The organism is Kluyvera sichuanensis (genome assembly GCF_040930405.1).
Lineage (GTDB): Bacteria > Pseudomonadota > Gammaproteobacteria > Enterobacterales > Enterobacteriaceae > Kluyvera > Kluyvera sichuanensis.
This window is the reverse complement of the sequence record NZ_CP162271.1, coordinates 3,701,848-3,717,659: the sequence shown is the minus strand read 5'-3', so window position 1 is coordinate 3,717,659 and position 15,812 is coordinate 3,701,848. Positions and strand designations below refer to the sequence as shown.

The window sequence follows — 15,812 nt, the reverse complement described above, 5'->3', positions numbered from 1 at the left end:
CACAGAAAATATCACTACTATCGCAGGATAAAAATCATGAAACTGATCAATAAAATCATCGCCCTTTTCAGCGCTATGAACATCTCTTTCGGTACTTTCAACCTGTAAGGTTGATGACCGCACTGGCCGCCTCACCTGTAGGTCAGATGCCGTTCTGTTAAGCGCTGTACCGCTAACGAAAACCACAACACACGCGGTGTAAACAGAACCAAAAACGAAGAAGGTCGCCTCACGGCGACCTTTGTATTTTGTAGGCCGGAGCATTTCCCGGAGTCGGTGCTGTTGCACCTCGTCCGGGCTACCCAAGCATGTAGCCCGGCCAGGCGAAGGTACAAACCGGGAACATAGGTAACACTTTAGACCGGATACATGGGTAACAGTTATAACAGGCATAGAAGAGGAGACTCGCTATGCCCTGGACTGAGACCCGACCTATGCAACGTCTTGATTTTATCCGTGCCAGCCACGCTGGCACGATGTCTTTCTCCGCACTCTGCCGTCTCTTCGGCATCAGTCGTAAAACGGGCTATAAATGGCTCGGGCGTTTCGACCCTTCAGAGCCTGCGACGCTTTTCGACCGCTCACGGGCGCCACTCTCACATTCCCGCACCGTCCCGCCAGATATTGCTGCCCATCTGATGGCATTACGGCAAAAACATCCTGACTGGGGACCTAAAAAACTGCGGATGTGGCTCCTTAATCATCAGGCCGACTTCCCGGTCCCGGCTGCCAGCACTATCGGCGATATCCTCAAGCGTCAGGGGATGGTTCCGGACAGAAAGCGTAGACACAGAACGCCCGGGAATCGTCAGCCGCTGACCACTATCCAGGATATTAATCAGGTCTGGAGCGCTGATTTTAAAGGGAAGTTCAGACTGCTGAGCCGGGAGTACTGCCACCCGTTTACGCTGACGGATAACCACAGCCGCTACCTTCTGAGCTGCCGGGGTAATCATCACGAGAACACCGCCTTTGCCCGACAGTGCCTCACCGACTCCTTCCTTGAGTACGGTCTGCCGGATGTGCTGCGAACCGACAACGGGCAGCCCTTTGCTGGCGTTGGGGTGGCGGGTCTCAGCCGTCTGTCGGTCTGGCTTATCAAACTGGGCATCAGGCCCGAGCGAATCAGAAAGGGGCATCCGGAGGAAAATGGTCGCCATGAGCGGATGCACCGTTCGCTGAAAAGCGCACTGAAACACGGGAATATCTTCAGAACGCTGGAAGAGCAACAGGCCTGGTTCAGTCATTACAGAGAAGAGTTCAACCAGGAGCGTCCACATGAAGCGCTGGGAGGAACCACGCCGGGTGAGGTATGGCGGCCATCATCGCGCAGCTGGGACGGTAAAGTACCTGAGTATGAATGGCCTGAAGGAGCGCGGCTGTACAGAGTGATGTCGAAGGGGGTGATACACATCGGTAAGGAGGTGTTCCTGAGCGAAGCGCTGCTGGGGGAATACATCATGCTGGAAGAAAAAGATGATGGCGTTGAGGCCATCATCTTTAACGGAATAACGCTTGCTTACTATGACCGGAAAAGCCGTAGTATTATCCGGATAGACTAGGAAAGTGTTACCTATGTTCCCGGTCTGAAGTGTTACCTATGTATCCGGTCGTACAGAAGCGCCGCCGGGGAAGCAGTTTCTTAATCCTTAGTCAGGAAATTCCCGGTATTAAAGCTCCCGTCCGCATTACGGGTCAGCGGCTGCGGTAACGACAGCGACTGGAAATCTTCTGCGCGCAGTTCCTTTCCTTCGGTATTAACGCTTTTTCCCTTCTCGATGAAGTAGTTGGTGGCATCAACGTTCCCGACCACTGCATCGTCATATTTCCCCGGCTGACTGCGCAGCGAAATATTGTCGCTGAACACGCCTTGAGTAGCGGCGTCACCGTATGGGCTTGGGCGGAAGATAAAGTTAAAGCGCTGGTTATCAACGGCAACGTTGTTCACCACCACCAGCTTGCCCGGGTTGAAGTTGTCGGTGAAACCATCGAGATGGTTGCCCATGGCGATACTGTTGCGAATTTCGTGGGCCACAGGCTGGCCTTCACCGCCGAGTTTAAAGCCGTTGCTGGTATTGTTGCGGGCAATGGAGTTCTCAATCACCACCACGCCGTTCGCACCATCCTCAATCTTGTTGAACAGATCGAAACCGTCGTCGATGTTGTCATGGGAGTAGCACCCTTCCAGGCGGTTACCTTCACCCACGCGCATCTTCACCGCAAAACCGTCAGCGTTGATCTTACCCGGATCTTCATTGCTGTAAGATTCAGAGTTCACCACACGGTTATGGCTTGCCCACAATGGGCGACCGATCTTATCGACGGAAGAGATCTGAATGCCGGTGTCGTCATTGTGATAGGCGGTGACGTTCTCGATAAGGTTGTGGCTTCCCTGAATACGCAGGCTTTTGTCGGTAATATCCACGCCGCGAACCGTCCAGTAGTGGCCGTCCAGCAGCATCCCGCGGATAACCGCTTTACCCGCCGCTTCCAGCGTTTTACGACCCTTTTCAAGGCCGCTTGCGGAGAGTGGGATATCGGTCTTCGCGTAGTCACCTGCCGCCAGTACCACTTTACCGCCAGGTGGTACAAGCGCGATGGCGGTGGCCAGATCCATTGGCGCTTCTGCCGTGCCTTTGGCATCGGCTTTACCGTCGGCGGCGGCGTACAGCGTACTGCTTACCGTGGCTTTGTGCTGGCTAACGGAAAGCTGCTGTTCAACCGGCGAACGATCGCGACCGCTGGTGGGGGTAAAGGTAATCTGGAAGTTGTTGCTCTCGGCGAGCTTCGTTGGCAGGGTAAACATCTCACCGGCTTTCACCGGTTTATTCTCCCCGATCACCACTTCGTTCTGGCGCACCGAGAACTGACCATCGTAGTTGGCCCGCGCCTGTAAGGTATAGTTCTGGCCTGCACTCTGGCTGCCTGATGCCACCTGCATCACCACCGGCCAGGATTTTGCCACAAACGGCTTCGAGGCCACGGTCTGCGCAGCCGACGTCGTCAGAGAGGCGTCGCTGACGGTGATTTTCGCATTACGGGAAGCAAAGAAGCCCACGTAGTACTGCTTTTTATCCTGCACCGAAATCAGATCGGCATTCGGCACCTGCTGGATGACCCACTCTTCGCTGCCGACCGGCGCCCAGGCGGTGATAAAGCCTTCATTCGTTCGCTCGAGCTTAAGGCGGAAAGCCGGCGACTCTCGCAGGTCAACGCCTTCCTTATAGCTCACCTTTTTAATCTCAGAGCCCGCATTACCCCAAGGTTGGGTGATGCCGTTGCGTGAGATAGCCTGTAGCTTAACGCGATAATCGTCTTTTTTATCCTGGGTCATGATGGCGTTCATCACCATATTTGAAGCCGCAGGAAACTCTTCATAGCCCTCTTTCAACGGCTCCTGACGAGGCGTGCCGATAATATCGCGTACCAGCAGTCCAGCCCCTTCCTGAGCGGCCGGTTTGGCGCCATTTTCCGGGCCAAACTGATCGACGGTAACCGTAGCAGAGAGAACAAAATTCTCATCGCTCGGCAGCGTGGTGTAGAAAAAAGTCAGGCCGTCGTGCGAGTTGGCAATCTTACCGCCGCGGCTTTCAATGGTGATAGGTTTACTGAGTGAGGCAATTTGCTGCGGGGTCAGCGTCTTACCATCAATCGTCACGTTGTTAACGCCAACCTTCTCCGGCAACACGTTAGAGGAGAAGTTAACGTCAGTGGATTGCCCAAAAGCGATCGCCTTCCATTGCTGGGGCGCCTGGGCCTGGGCCTGTGCCGAGAGGGAGAGTGCTGCGCTACAAAGAGTCAGAGCCAGAGGTATTTTCTTTTTCATATCATCTTCCTGAATGGTTGAGCGCCGTAATTATCAACAAATCAAAACGCTGTTTCTTTTTCGCTCGTCACAATATCGAGTAAATAAAACAGTGTTTTAAATATGATGTGGCCTTTATTCAGGTGTCAAAAAAACAATATAAGCAGAGAGATAGCGCGCTAACCCGCGATTGGGCTGATTTCTTACGAGACAAATGCGTTTGATATGGACGAAAATAAGGGAAGAAAAACAGGGCGAAAGGTAATGTTGAGCGTTTTATCAGCAGGCCATTTCATGGCGAAAAATATGTAGAATTTTCAACGTTAACCCGCTTTACTTCATACTTAATCTACAGACAGGATACCTATGTCTAACCGTACCATGAGCGTTGTGATCCTTGCCGCTGGCAAAGGCACGCGTATGTATTCCGATCTTCCAAAAGTGTTGCATACCCTGGCCGGCAAGCCGATGGTGCAGCATGTCATTGATGCCGCGAATCATGTTGGCGCGAACCAGGTCCACCTGGTGTACGGTCACGGCGGTGATTTACTGAAGCAAGCCTTATCCGATGACAACCTGAACTGGGTGCTGCAGGCTGAACAGCTGGGCACCGGTCATGCGATGCAGCAGGCTGCGCCGTTCTTCGCGGATGACGAAGATATTCTGATGCTCTACGGCGACGTGCCGCTGATCTCCGTTGAAACGCTGCAGCGCCTGCGTGAAGCCAAGCCGCAGGGCGGAATTGGCCTGCTGACGGTGGTGCTGGACGATCCAAGCGGTTATGGCCGTATTACCCGTGAGAACGGCAAAGTGACCGGCATCGTTGAGCACAAAGATGCCACCGAAGCACAGCGTAAGATTCAGGAAATCAATACCGGTATCCTGATTGCTAACGGCGCGGACCTGAAGCGCTGGCTGGCGAAGCTCGACAATAACAATGCGCAGGGTGAGTTCTATATCACCGATATCATCGCCATGGCATACCGCGAAGGCCGTGAGATTGCCGCGGTTCACCCGGCGCGTATCAGTGAAACTGACGGCGTGAATAACCGCCTGCAGCTTTCCCGCCTTGAGCGCATTTACCAGTCCGAGCAGGCAGAAAAACTGCTGCTGGCAGGCGTAATGCTGCGTGACCCGGCGCGTTTTGACCTGCGCGGCACCTTGTCTCATGGGCGCGATGTTGAAATTGATACTAACGTTATCCTTGAAGGCAACGTGGTACTGGGCCATCGCGTTAAAATCGGCGCGGGCTGCGTGATTAAAAACGCCACTATCGGTGACGACTGCGAAATCAGCCCGTACAGCGTGGTGGAAGATGCCCATCTGGAAGCGGCCTGCACCATCGGCCCGTTCGCCCGTCTGCGTCCTGGCGCTGAGCTGCTGGAAGGCGCGCACGTGGGTAACTTCGTCGAAATGAAAAAAGCGCGTCTGGGTAAAGGCTCAAAAGCCGGTCATCTGACCTACCTCGGCGATGCGGAAATTGGCGACAACGTTAACATTGGCGCGGGTACCATTACCTGCAACTACGATGGCGCCAACAAGTTTAAAACGATTATTGGCGACGACGTCTTTGTCGGTTCCGACAGCCAGCTGGTGGCGCCGGTAACGATTGGCAAAGGTGTGACCATCGCGGCCGGTACCACCGTGACCCGCGACGTTGCTGATAACGAACTGGTGCTGAGCCGCGTACCGCAGGTACACAAGCAAGGCTGGCAGCGTCCGGTGAAGAAAAAGTAATTTCTGTAGACCTGATACAGGCCTACATGGGTGAGGAGATAACATAATCTCCCGCCCAAAAAGCAGTACCTATAAAAATAACCCCACTCTCTACAAGGCTCGGGGCGCCCGGAATACGGGCAACAGGTTGACCGACAACGCATGGCATAATGCCAAAATCGGAATATAAAACTATGTGTGGAATTGTTGGCGCAGTCGCGCAACGTGATGTAGCTGAAATCCTTCTCGAAGGTCTCCGTCGCCTGGAATACCGTGGCTATGACTCTGCTGGTCTGGCCGTAGTAGACGCTGAAGGTCATATGACCCGTCTGCGACGTCTGGGGAAAGTCCAGATGCTGTCACAAGCCGCGGAAGAACATCCGCTGGTGGGCGGTACCGGTATTGCTCACACCCGCTGGGCAACCCACGGCGAACCGTCGGAAGGCAACGCGCATCCGCATGTTTCTGACCACATTGCGGTGGTGCATAACGGCATCATCGAAAACCATGAACCGCTGCGCGAAATGCTGCAGGCGCGTGGCTATGTTTTTGTTTCAGCGACCGACACCGAGGTGATTGCTCACCTGGTGCACTGGGAGATGGAACAGGGCGGTACTCTGCGTGAAGCCGTGCTGCGCGCTATTCCGCAGCTGCGTGGTGCTTACGGCACGGTGATCATGGATTCCCGTGACCCAAGCACGCTGCTGGCCGCGCGTTCCGGTAGCCCGCTGGTTATCGGCCTCGGCATGGGTGAGAACTTTATCGCTTCTGACCAACTGGCGCTGTTGCCGGTGACCCGTCGCTTTATCTTCCTCGAAGAGGGCGATATTGCCGAAGTAACGCGCCGTTCGGTTGCGGTATTCGATAAGTCCGGTGCCAGCGTGAAGCGTCAGGAGATCGAATCTAACCTGCAATATGATGCCGGCGATAAAGGTATCTATCGCCACTATATGCAGAAAGAGATCTACGAACAGCCGAACGCCATCAAAAACACCTTAACCGGGCGTATCAGCCACGGCGAAGTGGATCTCAGCGAGCTGGGCCCACAGGCCGATGTGCTGCTTTCTCGCGTTGAGCATATCCAGATTATCGCCTGCGGCACCTCCTATAACTCCGGGATGGTCGCGCGCTACTGGTTTGAATCACTGGCCGGCATGCCGTGTGACGTCGAAATTGCCTCGGAATTCCGCTATCGCAAATCGGCCGTTCGCCCGAACAGCCTGGTGATTACCCTGTCGCAGTCTGGCGAAACCGCCGATACGCTGGCTGGCCTGCGTTTGACCAAAGAGCTGGGTTACCTGGGCTCGCTGGCGGTTTGTAACGTCGCGGGTTCATCGCTGGTGCGTGAGTCCGATCTGGCGATTATGACCAACGCCGGGGCTGAAATTGGCGTGGCATCCACCAAAGCATTCACCACCCAGCTGACGGTTCTGCTGATGCTGGTGGCGAAGATGGCGCGCCTGAAAGGGGCGGATGCGTCCGTGGAGCATGAGATTGTTCATGCGCTGCAGGCGCTGCCAAGCCGCATCGAGCAGATGCTGTCTCAGGACAAACGTATTGAAGCGCTTGCAGAAGATTTCTCCGACAAGCATCACGCGCTGTTCCTGGGCCGTGGCGATCAGTACCCGATTGCCCTTGAAGGTGCGCTGAAGCTCAAAGAGATCTCCTACATTCACGCGGAAGCGTATGCCGCAGGCGAGCTGAAACACGGCCCGCTGGCGCTTATCGACGCGGACATGCCGGTTATCGTCGTCGCACCGAATAACGAACTGCTGGAAAAACTGAAATCCAACATCGAAGAGGTGCGCGCGCGCGGCGGTGAGCTGTACGTGTTTGCTGACAAAGATGCGGCGTTCAGCAACAGCGACAATATGCACATCATCGAGATGCCGCACGTGGAAGAGGTGATTGCACCTATTTTCTACACCGTGCCGCTGCAACTGCTGGCTTACCACGTGGCGCTGATCAAAGGCACCGATGTGGACCAGCCGCGTAACCTGGCGAAGTCGGTTACCGTAGAGTAAGTCAAATGTAGTACCAGGCAGAAGGCCGTCAATAGACGGCCTTTTTTTGTGCGCTGTGACAGGCGCTGTTCTTTCTCTATGGTGGCTGAAGAGCGACTAAGAGGTGCTACGCCTGTCAGCACTACGGGCACCCGGTCACATTCTCTTCTTTAAGGCCCTGGTTCAATCCAGGTGGAACGGAAATCAAACCACCCCAGATTGTTCAGATGAATCCCCCTGGCCCGGTCGGGGCCTTTGAGCTGCATCCAGTGGTGAAATAGCGGTTGTAGCCAACCTGAGCAGGTGGTTTCCCTGACCAGTTGTTCTGCGCTGAGCGTTTCGGCATGCCACTGGGTCTCCCAGCGGGCCAGCAGCGTGTCATCACCGCCGCTGATGGCGTGGCGCAGCAGAGGGGAACCCAGCAACCATGTGCCGACGTTCCATTCTTCGGGAATGGGGAAATTGACCGTCCCCAGCCAGAGATCCACATTGGCTTTACCGTTCGCCCAGTCATCGTAATTCAACTCTACACCCTCAAGTAAAATGCCCTGTTGGCGCATGATCTCTTGCATGATACCCAGGAGCATCGGAAATTCAGGGTGCTGATCGTGATAGGCCAGACGTAGTTTCGCGCAGGGCGATGGCGGCCTAAAAGGGGAAGTGCTCTGGCCCGCCTCAATAGTATGAAACCAGGAGGGCAACAGGCTACCTCCCGGTACCCAGAAGGGTCTAATTGCCTCGCTCAGATACTGGAGTAAGGTGTAGGGGCTCAGCGTTTCCCGCAGCCAGCGGCGATGTTCGGCGGAATGCCAATGTGAGGAGCCGCTATCGCATAATATAAAATAACCGCCACGCTCAAGAAACATCTCGCGCGGGTTGCCAGAAGGTTTGCCCGCTACCTGGCTAAGCCGTCCGGAAACATAATCCTTATCGCTCAGGCTGGAGCTGAGCCATGCTGCCGTGTCGTTATCCGACAGCGACTCCGCCAGGTTGTTTGTCTGCGTTAAATTCGGCCAGATAAAAACCTCCACTTCATCCAACAGCCCGCGCAAACCAAAGTAGTGGTCAAAAGCCTTAATTTGTAGATGAAAACCATTGTTTTCAACCACCTCATAAGGGCCGGTTCCTACCGGGTGTGCCGGGAAATCGGCGCGTTGTGTATGGTCAGCCGGTAGGATCATGGCATCAATATGACTGAGCAGCAGCGGCAGTCGGTTATCAGGATGCGCCAGCGTAATTTCAAGGCTCAGCGGCCCAGTGACCTGAATTGTCTGCAAGTGCGAGAATAAGGGCAGCCTGGCGCTGCGGGCCAGTGAAGCGGTAACATCGTCGATTGTCAGCTCCTGGCCATCATGCCAGAGGACGGCGGGGCGCAGATAAAAACGCCAGCGCAGTGGATCAATCTGCCGCCAGTGGTGGGCGAGATCGGCTTCGACTTCACCTTTTTCCTCATTTATGCGCGTCAGGCCGCTAAAAATCTGCCTGACCAGATGCTGCTCGGAGCGGCGCAGCGGCGTGCCGGGGCACAGGGAGGGCATTGTCCGGTAATAGGGGATGCACAGCCGCTGATAGTCAGCCCGCACGCTATAACCCAGCTTTGAACGTAGCAGTTGCGCCACCTGGTGTTTATTTTTACCCAGCAGTTGAATGGCCTGATCAACATGGCCAGACTCCAGCAACTGCTCCGCCTTTTCGCTTAACAGCTGTTCTGGTTTATAGCGCAGGTGAAGCTGGGCGCGATGCCCACGTCCGGCCTGTGATTGCCAGATGAGCCACTTTGCCTCCTGCATCTGAAGCAACAGATTACGCATATGCCGCCGGGTGCAGAACAACACATCCGCCAGCTCCTGTAGCGTCACGCTAACGGGCTTGTCGCCATAGTGCTGGAGTAGCTTTAAGTATTTTTGTTCAGTGTGCTGGGTTGCCATAAAAGGTGAAATTTCCCGAACGGGAATGAGCAATTTTTAATATCCCCTTTTTAGCCGATGATTTTCTCTATCGCAACTTCTATGAGGATTCATCATGACAAAGCGCATTAATAAAGATACTCAGGTCTGCATGTCCCTGGCGGCACGCCCGAGTAATTTCGGTACACGCTTTCACAACTATCTGTACGAAGCGCTGGATCTCAATTATCTCTACAAAGCCTTTTCGCCGACCGATCTTACGCAGGCCATTAGCGGCGTGCGCGGTCTGGGGATCCGCGGGTGCGCGATCTCTATGCCATTTAAGGAAGCCTGCATTCCGCTGGTGGATGAACTGGATGCTTCTGCTCAGGCCATTCACTCAGTTAATACCATTGTGAATACCAATGGCCATCTGAAGGCGTACAACACGGATTACATTGCAATAGCTCGCTTGCTGGCGAATTACAAGGTCTCTCCCGACTTGGTGTTTGCTTTGCGTGGCAGCGGTGGTATGGCAAAGGCGGTAGCCTGCGCGCTGAAAGACGCGGGGTTTACGCGTGGCTATATTGTCGCGATTGATGAAGCGTCAGGTAAACAACTGGCCGAACTCTATGGCTATGAATGGCGCCCGGATACCGACGGTATTGAAGCCGATTTGTTAATTAACGCCACGCCTATCGGAATGACTGGCGGTAATGATGCCGACAAACTCTCTTATTCCGAACAGGAAGTTGATAAGGCGAGCGTTATCTTTGATGTGGTGGCGCTACCGCCCGTCACGCCGCTAATCCGCTACGCCCGTGAACGCGGTAAAACTGTGATTACCGGTTCCGAAGTGTTTGCTATTCAGGCCGTGGAGCAATTTGTCCTTTATACCGGGATTCGCCCGGATGACGCGCTGTTCCAGAAAGCAGCGGCTTGGTCACGTCTGTAACATTTTTTCCTGCATTTTCTTTAAATTAAAAGAACAGGGTACCCTACTATGACTAAAAAAATTGTTGCTGTGACGGCCTGCCCAACGGGCGTCGCCCATACCTTTATGGCTGCCGAAGCGCTGGAAATTGAAGCCCGCAAGCGTGGCGATTGGATTAAGGTTGAAACCCGCGGTTCCGTCGGGGCGAAAAATACACTGACCGCGGAAGAGATAGCGCAAGCGGACGTGGTGATTATCGCGGCAGATATTGAGCTGGATCTGTCAGGCTTTGTTGGCAAAAAACTCTATCGCACCAGTACCGGCGCGGCGCTAAAAAAGAGTGCGCAGGAAATGGAGAATGCTTTCAATAGCGCCGAGGTCTATCTGGGGAGTGCCGGGCGTTCTTCTTCATCTGGTAAAACAGAGCTACCCGGCGTTTATAAGCACTTAATGACCGGCGTATCCCATATGCTTCCCTTGGTGGTTGCGGGAGGGTTGTGTATCGCACTCTCTTTTGTCTTCGGTATCCAGGCCTTCAACGAGCCGGGCACGCTGGCGGCTGCGCTATTTCAAATTGGTGGTAAGGCGGCCTTTGCCCTGATGGTGCCAGTACTGGCTGGATTTATTGCCTTCTCAATTGCCGATCGTCCGGGTCTGGCCCCGGGGCTTATCGGTGGGATGCTGGCCAGTCTGTGCGGTGCCGGTTTCCTGGGTGGGATCGTGGCCGGTTTCCTGGCAGGTTACAGCGCACGATTTCTGGCGCAGAATATTAAGCTGCCAGCGTCAATGGAAGCGCTTAAGCCGGTACTGGTTCTGCCGTTACTGTCTACGCTGATTACCGGCCTAATCATGATTTACGTGGTGGGTGGCCCGGTGTCTGCGGTGATGGAAGGGCTGACGACGTTCCTGGGGAATATGACCTCTACGAATGCTATCTTGCTGGGAATGTTGCTGGGTGCAATGCAAGGTTTTGACCTTGGCGGGCCGGTGAATAAAGCTGCGTATACCTTCGGTGTCGGTTTGCTGGCTTCTCATTCGTATATGCCGATGGCGGCCATTATGGCGGCAGGGATGGTACCGGCATTAGGGATGGGCGTCGCGACCTGGGCGGCCAGAGCGAAATTCAATACCTCTGAGCATGAAGCGGGTAACGCATCCTTTATCCTGGGGCTGTGCTTTATCTCTGAAGGGGCGATTCCCTTCGCTGCGCGTGATCCTATGCGTGTGATCCCTTCCACGATGGTCGGTGGCGCAATCGCCGGGGGACTATCCATGTATTTCGGTTGCACATTGATGGCGCCGCACGGCGGCCTCTTTGTCCTGGCGATCCCACATGCGGTTGAACATGTGATGCAATATCTGCTCTCTATTGCCCTGGGCACTATTGCCTGCGGCCTGATGTATGCTCTACTGAGACCGTCTGTGGTTGCTCAAACGGCATAGTTATTATCCCACCTTTTCCGCAAGCTGGTCTGATGTCTCATTGGGCCAGCTGTTTTATTTCCATTGTCATTAAACCGTCACAAACCTTACATATAACTGTCACCTGATTGTCCTATTTTGCTCCTCGTAGCCACTAAACAATCATTTACGGATTCTTGCAGGAGACATTATGAAAGTTATGCGTACCACTGTCGCAACTGTTGTCGCCGCGACCTTATCGATGAGCGCTTTCTCTGCTTTTGCAGCAGCAAGCCTGACGGGTGCTGGTGCAACCTTCCCGGCGCCAGTGTATGCCAAATGGGCAGATACCTATCAGAAAGAGACCGGTAGCAAAGTAAACTATCAGGGTATCGGCTCCTCCGGTGGCGTAAAACAAATTACCGCTAACACCGTTGATTTCGGCGCATCTGATGCTCCGCTGTCTGACGACAAACTGGCTCAGGAAGGCCTGTTCCAGTTCCCGACCGTTATCGGCGGTGTGGTTCTGGCTGTTAACATCCCTGGCCTGAAATCCGGCGAGCTGGTGCTTGACGGTAAAACCCTGGGCGACATCTACCTGGGTAAAATCAAGAAGTGGGATGACGCTGCCATCACCAAGCTGAACCCAGGCGTTAAGCTGCCTTCTCAGAACATCGCCGTTGTGCGTCGTGCTGATGGTTCCGGTACCTCCTTCGTGTTCACCAGCTACCTGTCTAAAGTGAACGAAGAGTGGAAATCCAAAATTGGCGCGGGCTCTACCGTAAACTGGCCGACCGGTCTGGGCGGTAAAGGTAACGACGGTATCGCGGCATTCGTACAGCGTCTGCCAGGCTCCATCGGTTACGTTGAATATGCTTACGCTAAGCAGAACAACCTGGCTTACACCAAACTGGTTTCTGCCGATGGCAAGCCGGTTAGCCCGACTGAAGACAACTTTGCTAACGCCGCTAAGGGCGTTGACTGGAGCAAATCCTTCGCGCAGGACCTGACTAACCAGAAAGGTGACAACGCGTGGCCGATTACCTCCACCACCTTCATCCTGGTTCATAAACAGCAGCAGAAACCTGAGCAAGGTGCTGAAGTGCTGAAGTTCTTTGACTGGGCGTATAAAAACGGCGGCAAACAGGCGAACGAGCTTGATTACGCCACTCTGCCTCAGAGCGTGGTTGAGCAGGTTCGTGCTGCATGGAAGACCAACGTGAAAGACAGCAGCGGTAAAGCGCTGTACTGATTACGGTAGCCCGGCGGAAACGCCGGGCAACGTGTAAGCGTCGTGGCGGATTTTAAACTGGAAAGAGTGATTTATGGCTGCAACTAAGCCTGCTTTTAACCCACCGGGTAAAAAGGGTGACATGATATTCAGCGCGCTGGTAAGACTGGCTGCGCTGATTGTGCTATTGATGTTGGGCGGGATTATCGTCTCTCTGATTATCTCTTCTTGGCCAAGTATGGAGAAGTTCGGCTTCGCCTTCTTGTGGACCAAAGAGTGGGATGCGCCTAACGACATCTACGGTGCGCTGGTACCGATTTACGGTACGCTCGTGACCTCCTTTATCGCGCTGCTGATCGCCGTTCCGGTGAGCTTCGGTATCGCACTCTTCCTGACTGAACTGGCACCCAACTGGCTGAAACGCCCGTTAGGTATCGCGATTGAACTGCTGGCGGCCATTCCCAGCATCGTTTACGGCATGTGGGGGCTATTTATCTTTGCTCCGCTGTTCGCGACCTACTTCCAGGAGCCCGTCGGCAATATCCTTTCTAACATCCCGTTTGTCGGTGCACTGTTCTCCGGCCCGGCGTTTGGTATCGGTATCCTGGCGGCTGGGGTTATCCTCGCCATCATGATCATCCCGTATATCTCCGCCGTTATGCGCGATGTGTTCGAACAAACCCCGGTGATGATGAAAGAGTCGGCCTACGGTATCGGCTGCACCACCTGGGAAGTTATCTGGTGTATCGTTCTGCCGTTCACCAAAAACGGGGTCATAGGCGGCGTGATGCTCGGCCTGGGCCGTGCGCTGGGTGAAACGATGGCGGTGACCTTTATCATTGGTAACACCTACCAGCTCGACAGCGCATCGCTGTATATGCCGGGCAACAGCATTACCTCCGCACTGGCGAACGAATTCGCCGAAGCGGAATCTGGCCTGCACGTCTCCGCGTTGATGGAACTGGGTCTGATCCTGTTTGCGATTACCTTTATCGTGCTGGCGGCATCGAAGTTCATGATTATGCGCCTGGCGAAAAACGAGGGGGCACGCTAATGACGACGCTGGAAATGCAAAGCACCGCCGCGCTGGCGGAGTCTCGCCGCAAGATGCAGGCGCGTCGCCGCATGAAGAACCGCATTGCGCTGACGCTGTCGATGGCCACCATGATCTTCGGCCTGTTCTGGCTGGTGTGGATCCTGATGTCCACCGTGACCCGCGGCATCGACGGTATGTCGCTGGCGCTGTTTACCGAAATGACGCCGCCGCCAAACACGGCGGGCGGTGGCCTGGCTAACGCCCTGGCGGGCAGCGGCCTGCTGATCCTGTGGTCGACCGTTATCGGTACCCCACTGGGCATTATGGCGGGTATCTATCTGGCGGAGTACGGGCGTAAATCCTGGCTTGCTGAAGTGATTCGCTTCATTAACGATATTCTGCTCTCCGCACCCTCCATCGTGGTCGGTCTGTTCGTCTACACCATCGTGGTGGCGCAGATGCAGCACTTCTCCGGCTGGGCGGGCGTGATTGCGCTGGCGCTGCTGCAGGTACCTATCGTTATTCGTACCACCGAGAACATGCTGAAACTGGTGCCGGATAGCCTGCGTGAAGCGGCCTACGCGCTGGGCACGCCGAAGTGGAAGATGATCTCTGCTATTACGCTGAAAGCGTCTATCTCCGGGATTATGACCGGTATCCTGCTGGCTATTGCGCGTATCGCCGGTGAAACGGCTCCGCTGCTGTTTACCGCGCTCTCCAACCAGTTCTGGAGCACCGACATGATGCAGCCCATCGCCAACCTGCCGGTGACCATCTTTAAATTTGCGATGAGCCCGTTTGCTGAGTGGCAGCAACTGGCCTGGGCCGGGGTGCTGATTATCACTCTGTGCGTACTGCTGCTGAACATTCTGGCGCGCGTTATTTTCGCGAAGAAGAAACACGGTTAATTTTTTACGGCGCGGCCAACGACGGCGGCGCTGGATGAGGAAGAGATTGAGATGAGTATGGTGAACACAACTCCGGGTAAAATTTCAGTACGTGACCTGAACTTCTACTACGGCAAATTCCATGCCCTGAAGAACATCAACCTGGATATCGCCAAAAACCAGGTAACGGCGTTTATCGGCCCGTCAGGCTGCGGTAAATCGACGCTGCTGCGTACCTTCAACAAGATGTTTGAACTGTACCCGGAGCAGCGCGCAGAAGGCGAAATTCTGCTGGATGGCGATAATATTCTCACCAATACCCAGGATATCGCCCTGCTGCGTGCCAAAGTGGGTATGGTGTTCCAGAAGCCAACGCCGTTCCCGATGTCGATTTACGACAACATCGCCTTCGGCGTGCGCCTGTTTGAAAAGCTCTCCCGCACCGATATGGACGAACGCGTGCAGTGGGCTTTGACCAAGGCCGCATTATGGAACGAAACCAAGGATAAACTGCACCAGAGCGGGTACTCTCTCTCCGGTGGTCAGCAGCAGCGTCTGTGCATCGCGCGTGGTATCGCGATTCGCCCAGAAGTTCTGCTGCTGGATGAGCCGTGCTCAGCCCTTGACCCGATCTCCACCGGGCGTATCGAAGAGCTGATTACCGAGCTGAAAGAGGACTACACCGTGGTGATCGTGACTCACAACATGCAGCAGGCTGCACGTTGCTCCGACCACACGGCATTTATGTACCTGGGCGAGTTGATTGAGTTCAGTAACACGGACGATCTGTTCACCAAGCCTGCGAAGAAACAAACTGAAGATTACATTACTGGCCGCTACGGTTGATGCCCTTCAGCTTTCAAGCGATAACCGCGTTGGCTGCCTTTGCTCACCCCGGTCACGTAGTAGACTA

The 15,812-nt window shown here is 54.7% G+C and carries 11 protein-coding genes; 9 read left to right on the top strand and 2 right to left on the bottom strand.

All coding sequences use genetic code 11. From position 1 onward, the window contains the following. Window positions 1-434 precede the first annotated feature (434 nt). On the top strand, window positions 435-1,562 hold the full coding sequence (locus tag AB2B48_RS17865; protein ID WP_368299760.1) for an integrase core domain-containing protein: 1,128 nt from the start codon (window positions 435-437) through the stop codon (window positions 1,560-1,562). Between the two features lie 80 nt (window positions 1,563-1,642). Here AB2B48_RS17865 and AB2B48_RS17860 read toward each other — a convergent pair whose 3' ends face one another. After that, window positions 1,643-3,826, bottom strand: a complete 2,184-nt coding sequence (locus tag AB2B48_RS17860; RefSeq protein WP_368299759.1) for a right-handed parallel beta-helix repeat-containing protein — start codon at window positions 3,824-3,826, stop codon at window positions 1,643-1,645. Window positions 3,827-4,171: 345 nt separating this feature from the next. On the opposite strand from AB2B48_RS17860, the gene glmU reads away from it, so the two are divergent. Continuing rightward, window positions 4,172-5,542, top strand: coding sequence for a bifunctional UDP-N-acetylglucosamine diphosphorylase/glucosamine-1-phosphate N-acetyltransferase GlmU (gene glmU, locus AB2B48_RS17855; protein ID WP_220440793.1), 1,371 nt, complete (start codon window positions 4,172-4,174; stop codon window positions 5,540-5,542). A gap of 173 nt (window positions 5,543-5,715) precedes the next feature. Beyond that, window positions 5,716-7,545 carry a glutamine--fructose-6-phosphate transaminase (isomerizing) gene (gene glmS / locus AB2B48_RS17850; RefSeq protein WP_368299758.1) on the top strand — a complete coding sequence of 610 codons (1,830 nt, stop codon included), beginning with the start codon at window positions 5,716-5,718 and terminating at the stop codon, window positions 7,543-7,545. 149 nt (window positions 7,546-7,694) lie between these two features. Here the strand turns inward: glmS and sgrR are convergent, their stop codons facing one another. Further along, a complete protein-coding gene (gene sgrR / locus AB2B48_RS17845) occupies window positions 7,695-9,452 on the bottom strand; it encodes an HTH-type transcriptional regulator SgrR (protein WP_368299757.1) in 1,758 nt (585 codons plus the stop codon). Window positions 9,453-9,546: 94 nt separating this feature from the next. Here sgrR and AB2B48_RS17840 point away from each other — a divergent pair, with 94 nt between their 5' ends. From AB2B48_RS17840 to pstB, 6 genes are all read left to right on the top strand, one after another. After that, the gene (locus AB2B48_RS17840) at window positions 9,547-10,365 is read left to right on the top strand and encodes a shikimate 5-dehydrogenase (RefSeq protein WP_368299756.1); all 819 of its coding nucleotides are present in this window, start codon (window positions 9,547-9,549) and stop codon (window positions 10,363-10,365) included. 48 nt (window positions 10,366-10,413) lie between these two features. Continuing rightward, window positions 10,414-11,787 (top strand): fructose-specific PTS transporter subunit EIIC, encoded by a 1,374-nt coding sequence (locus AB2B48_RS17835; protein ID WP_368299755.1) that lies wholly within the window; start codon window positions 10,414-10,416, stop codon window positions 11,785-11,787. Window positions 11,788-11,956: 169 nt separating this feature from the next. After that, window positions 11,957-12,997 carry a phosphate ABC transporter substrate-binding protein PstS gene (gene pstS / locus AB2B48_RS17830; protein WP_220440792.1) on the top strand — a complete coding sequence of 347 codons (1,041 nt, stop codon included), beginning with the start codon at window positions 11,957-11,959 and terminating at the stop codon, window positions 12,995-12,997. Window positions 12,998-13,070: 73 nt separating this feature from the next. Beyond that, complete coding sequence (gene pstC, locus AB2B48_RS17825; RefSeq protein WP_368299754.1) at window positions 13,071-14,030, top strand: phosphate ABC transporter permease PstC; 960 nt, start codon at window positions 13,071-13,073, stop codon at window positions 14,028-14,030. Further along, window positions 14,030-14,920: a phosphate ABC transporter permease PstA gene (pstA, locus tag AB2B48_RS17820; RefSeq protein WP_333011178.1), complete on the top strand. Its 891-nt coding sequence runs from the start codon at window positions 14,030-14,032 to the stop codon at window positions 14,918-14,920. Before pstC ends, pstA begins: the two co-directional genes overlap by 1 nt. A 51-nt stretch (window positions 14,921-14,971) precedes the next feature. After that, window positions 14,972-15,745 (top strand): phosphate ABC transporter ATP-binding protein PstB, encoded by a 774-nt coding sequence (gene pstB, locus AB2B48_RS17815; protein ID WP_035893601.1) that lies wholly within the window; start codon window positions 14,972-14,974, stop codon window positions 15,743-15,745. Window positions 15,746-15,812 lie beyond the last annotated feature (67 nt).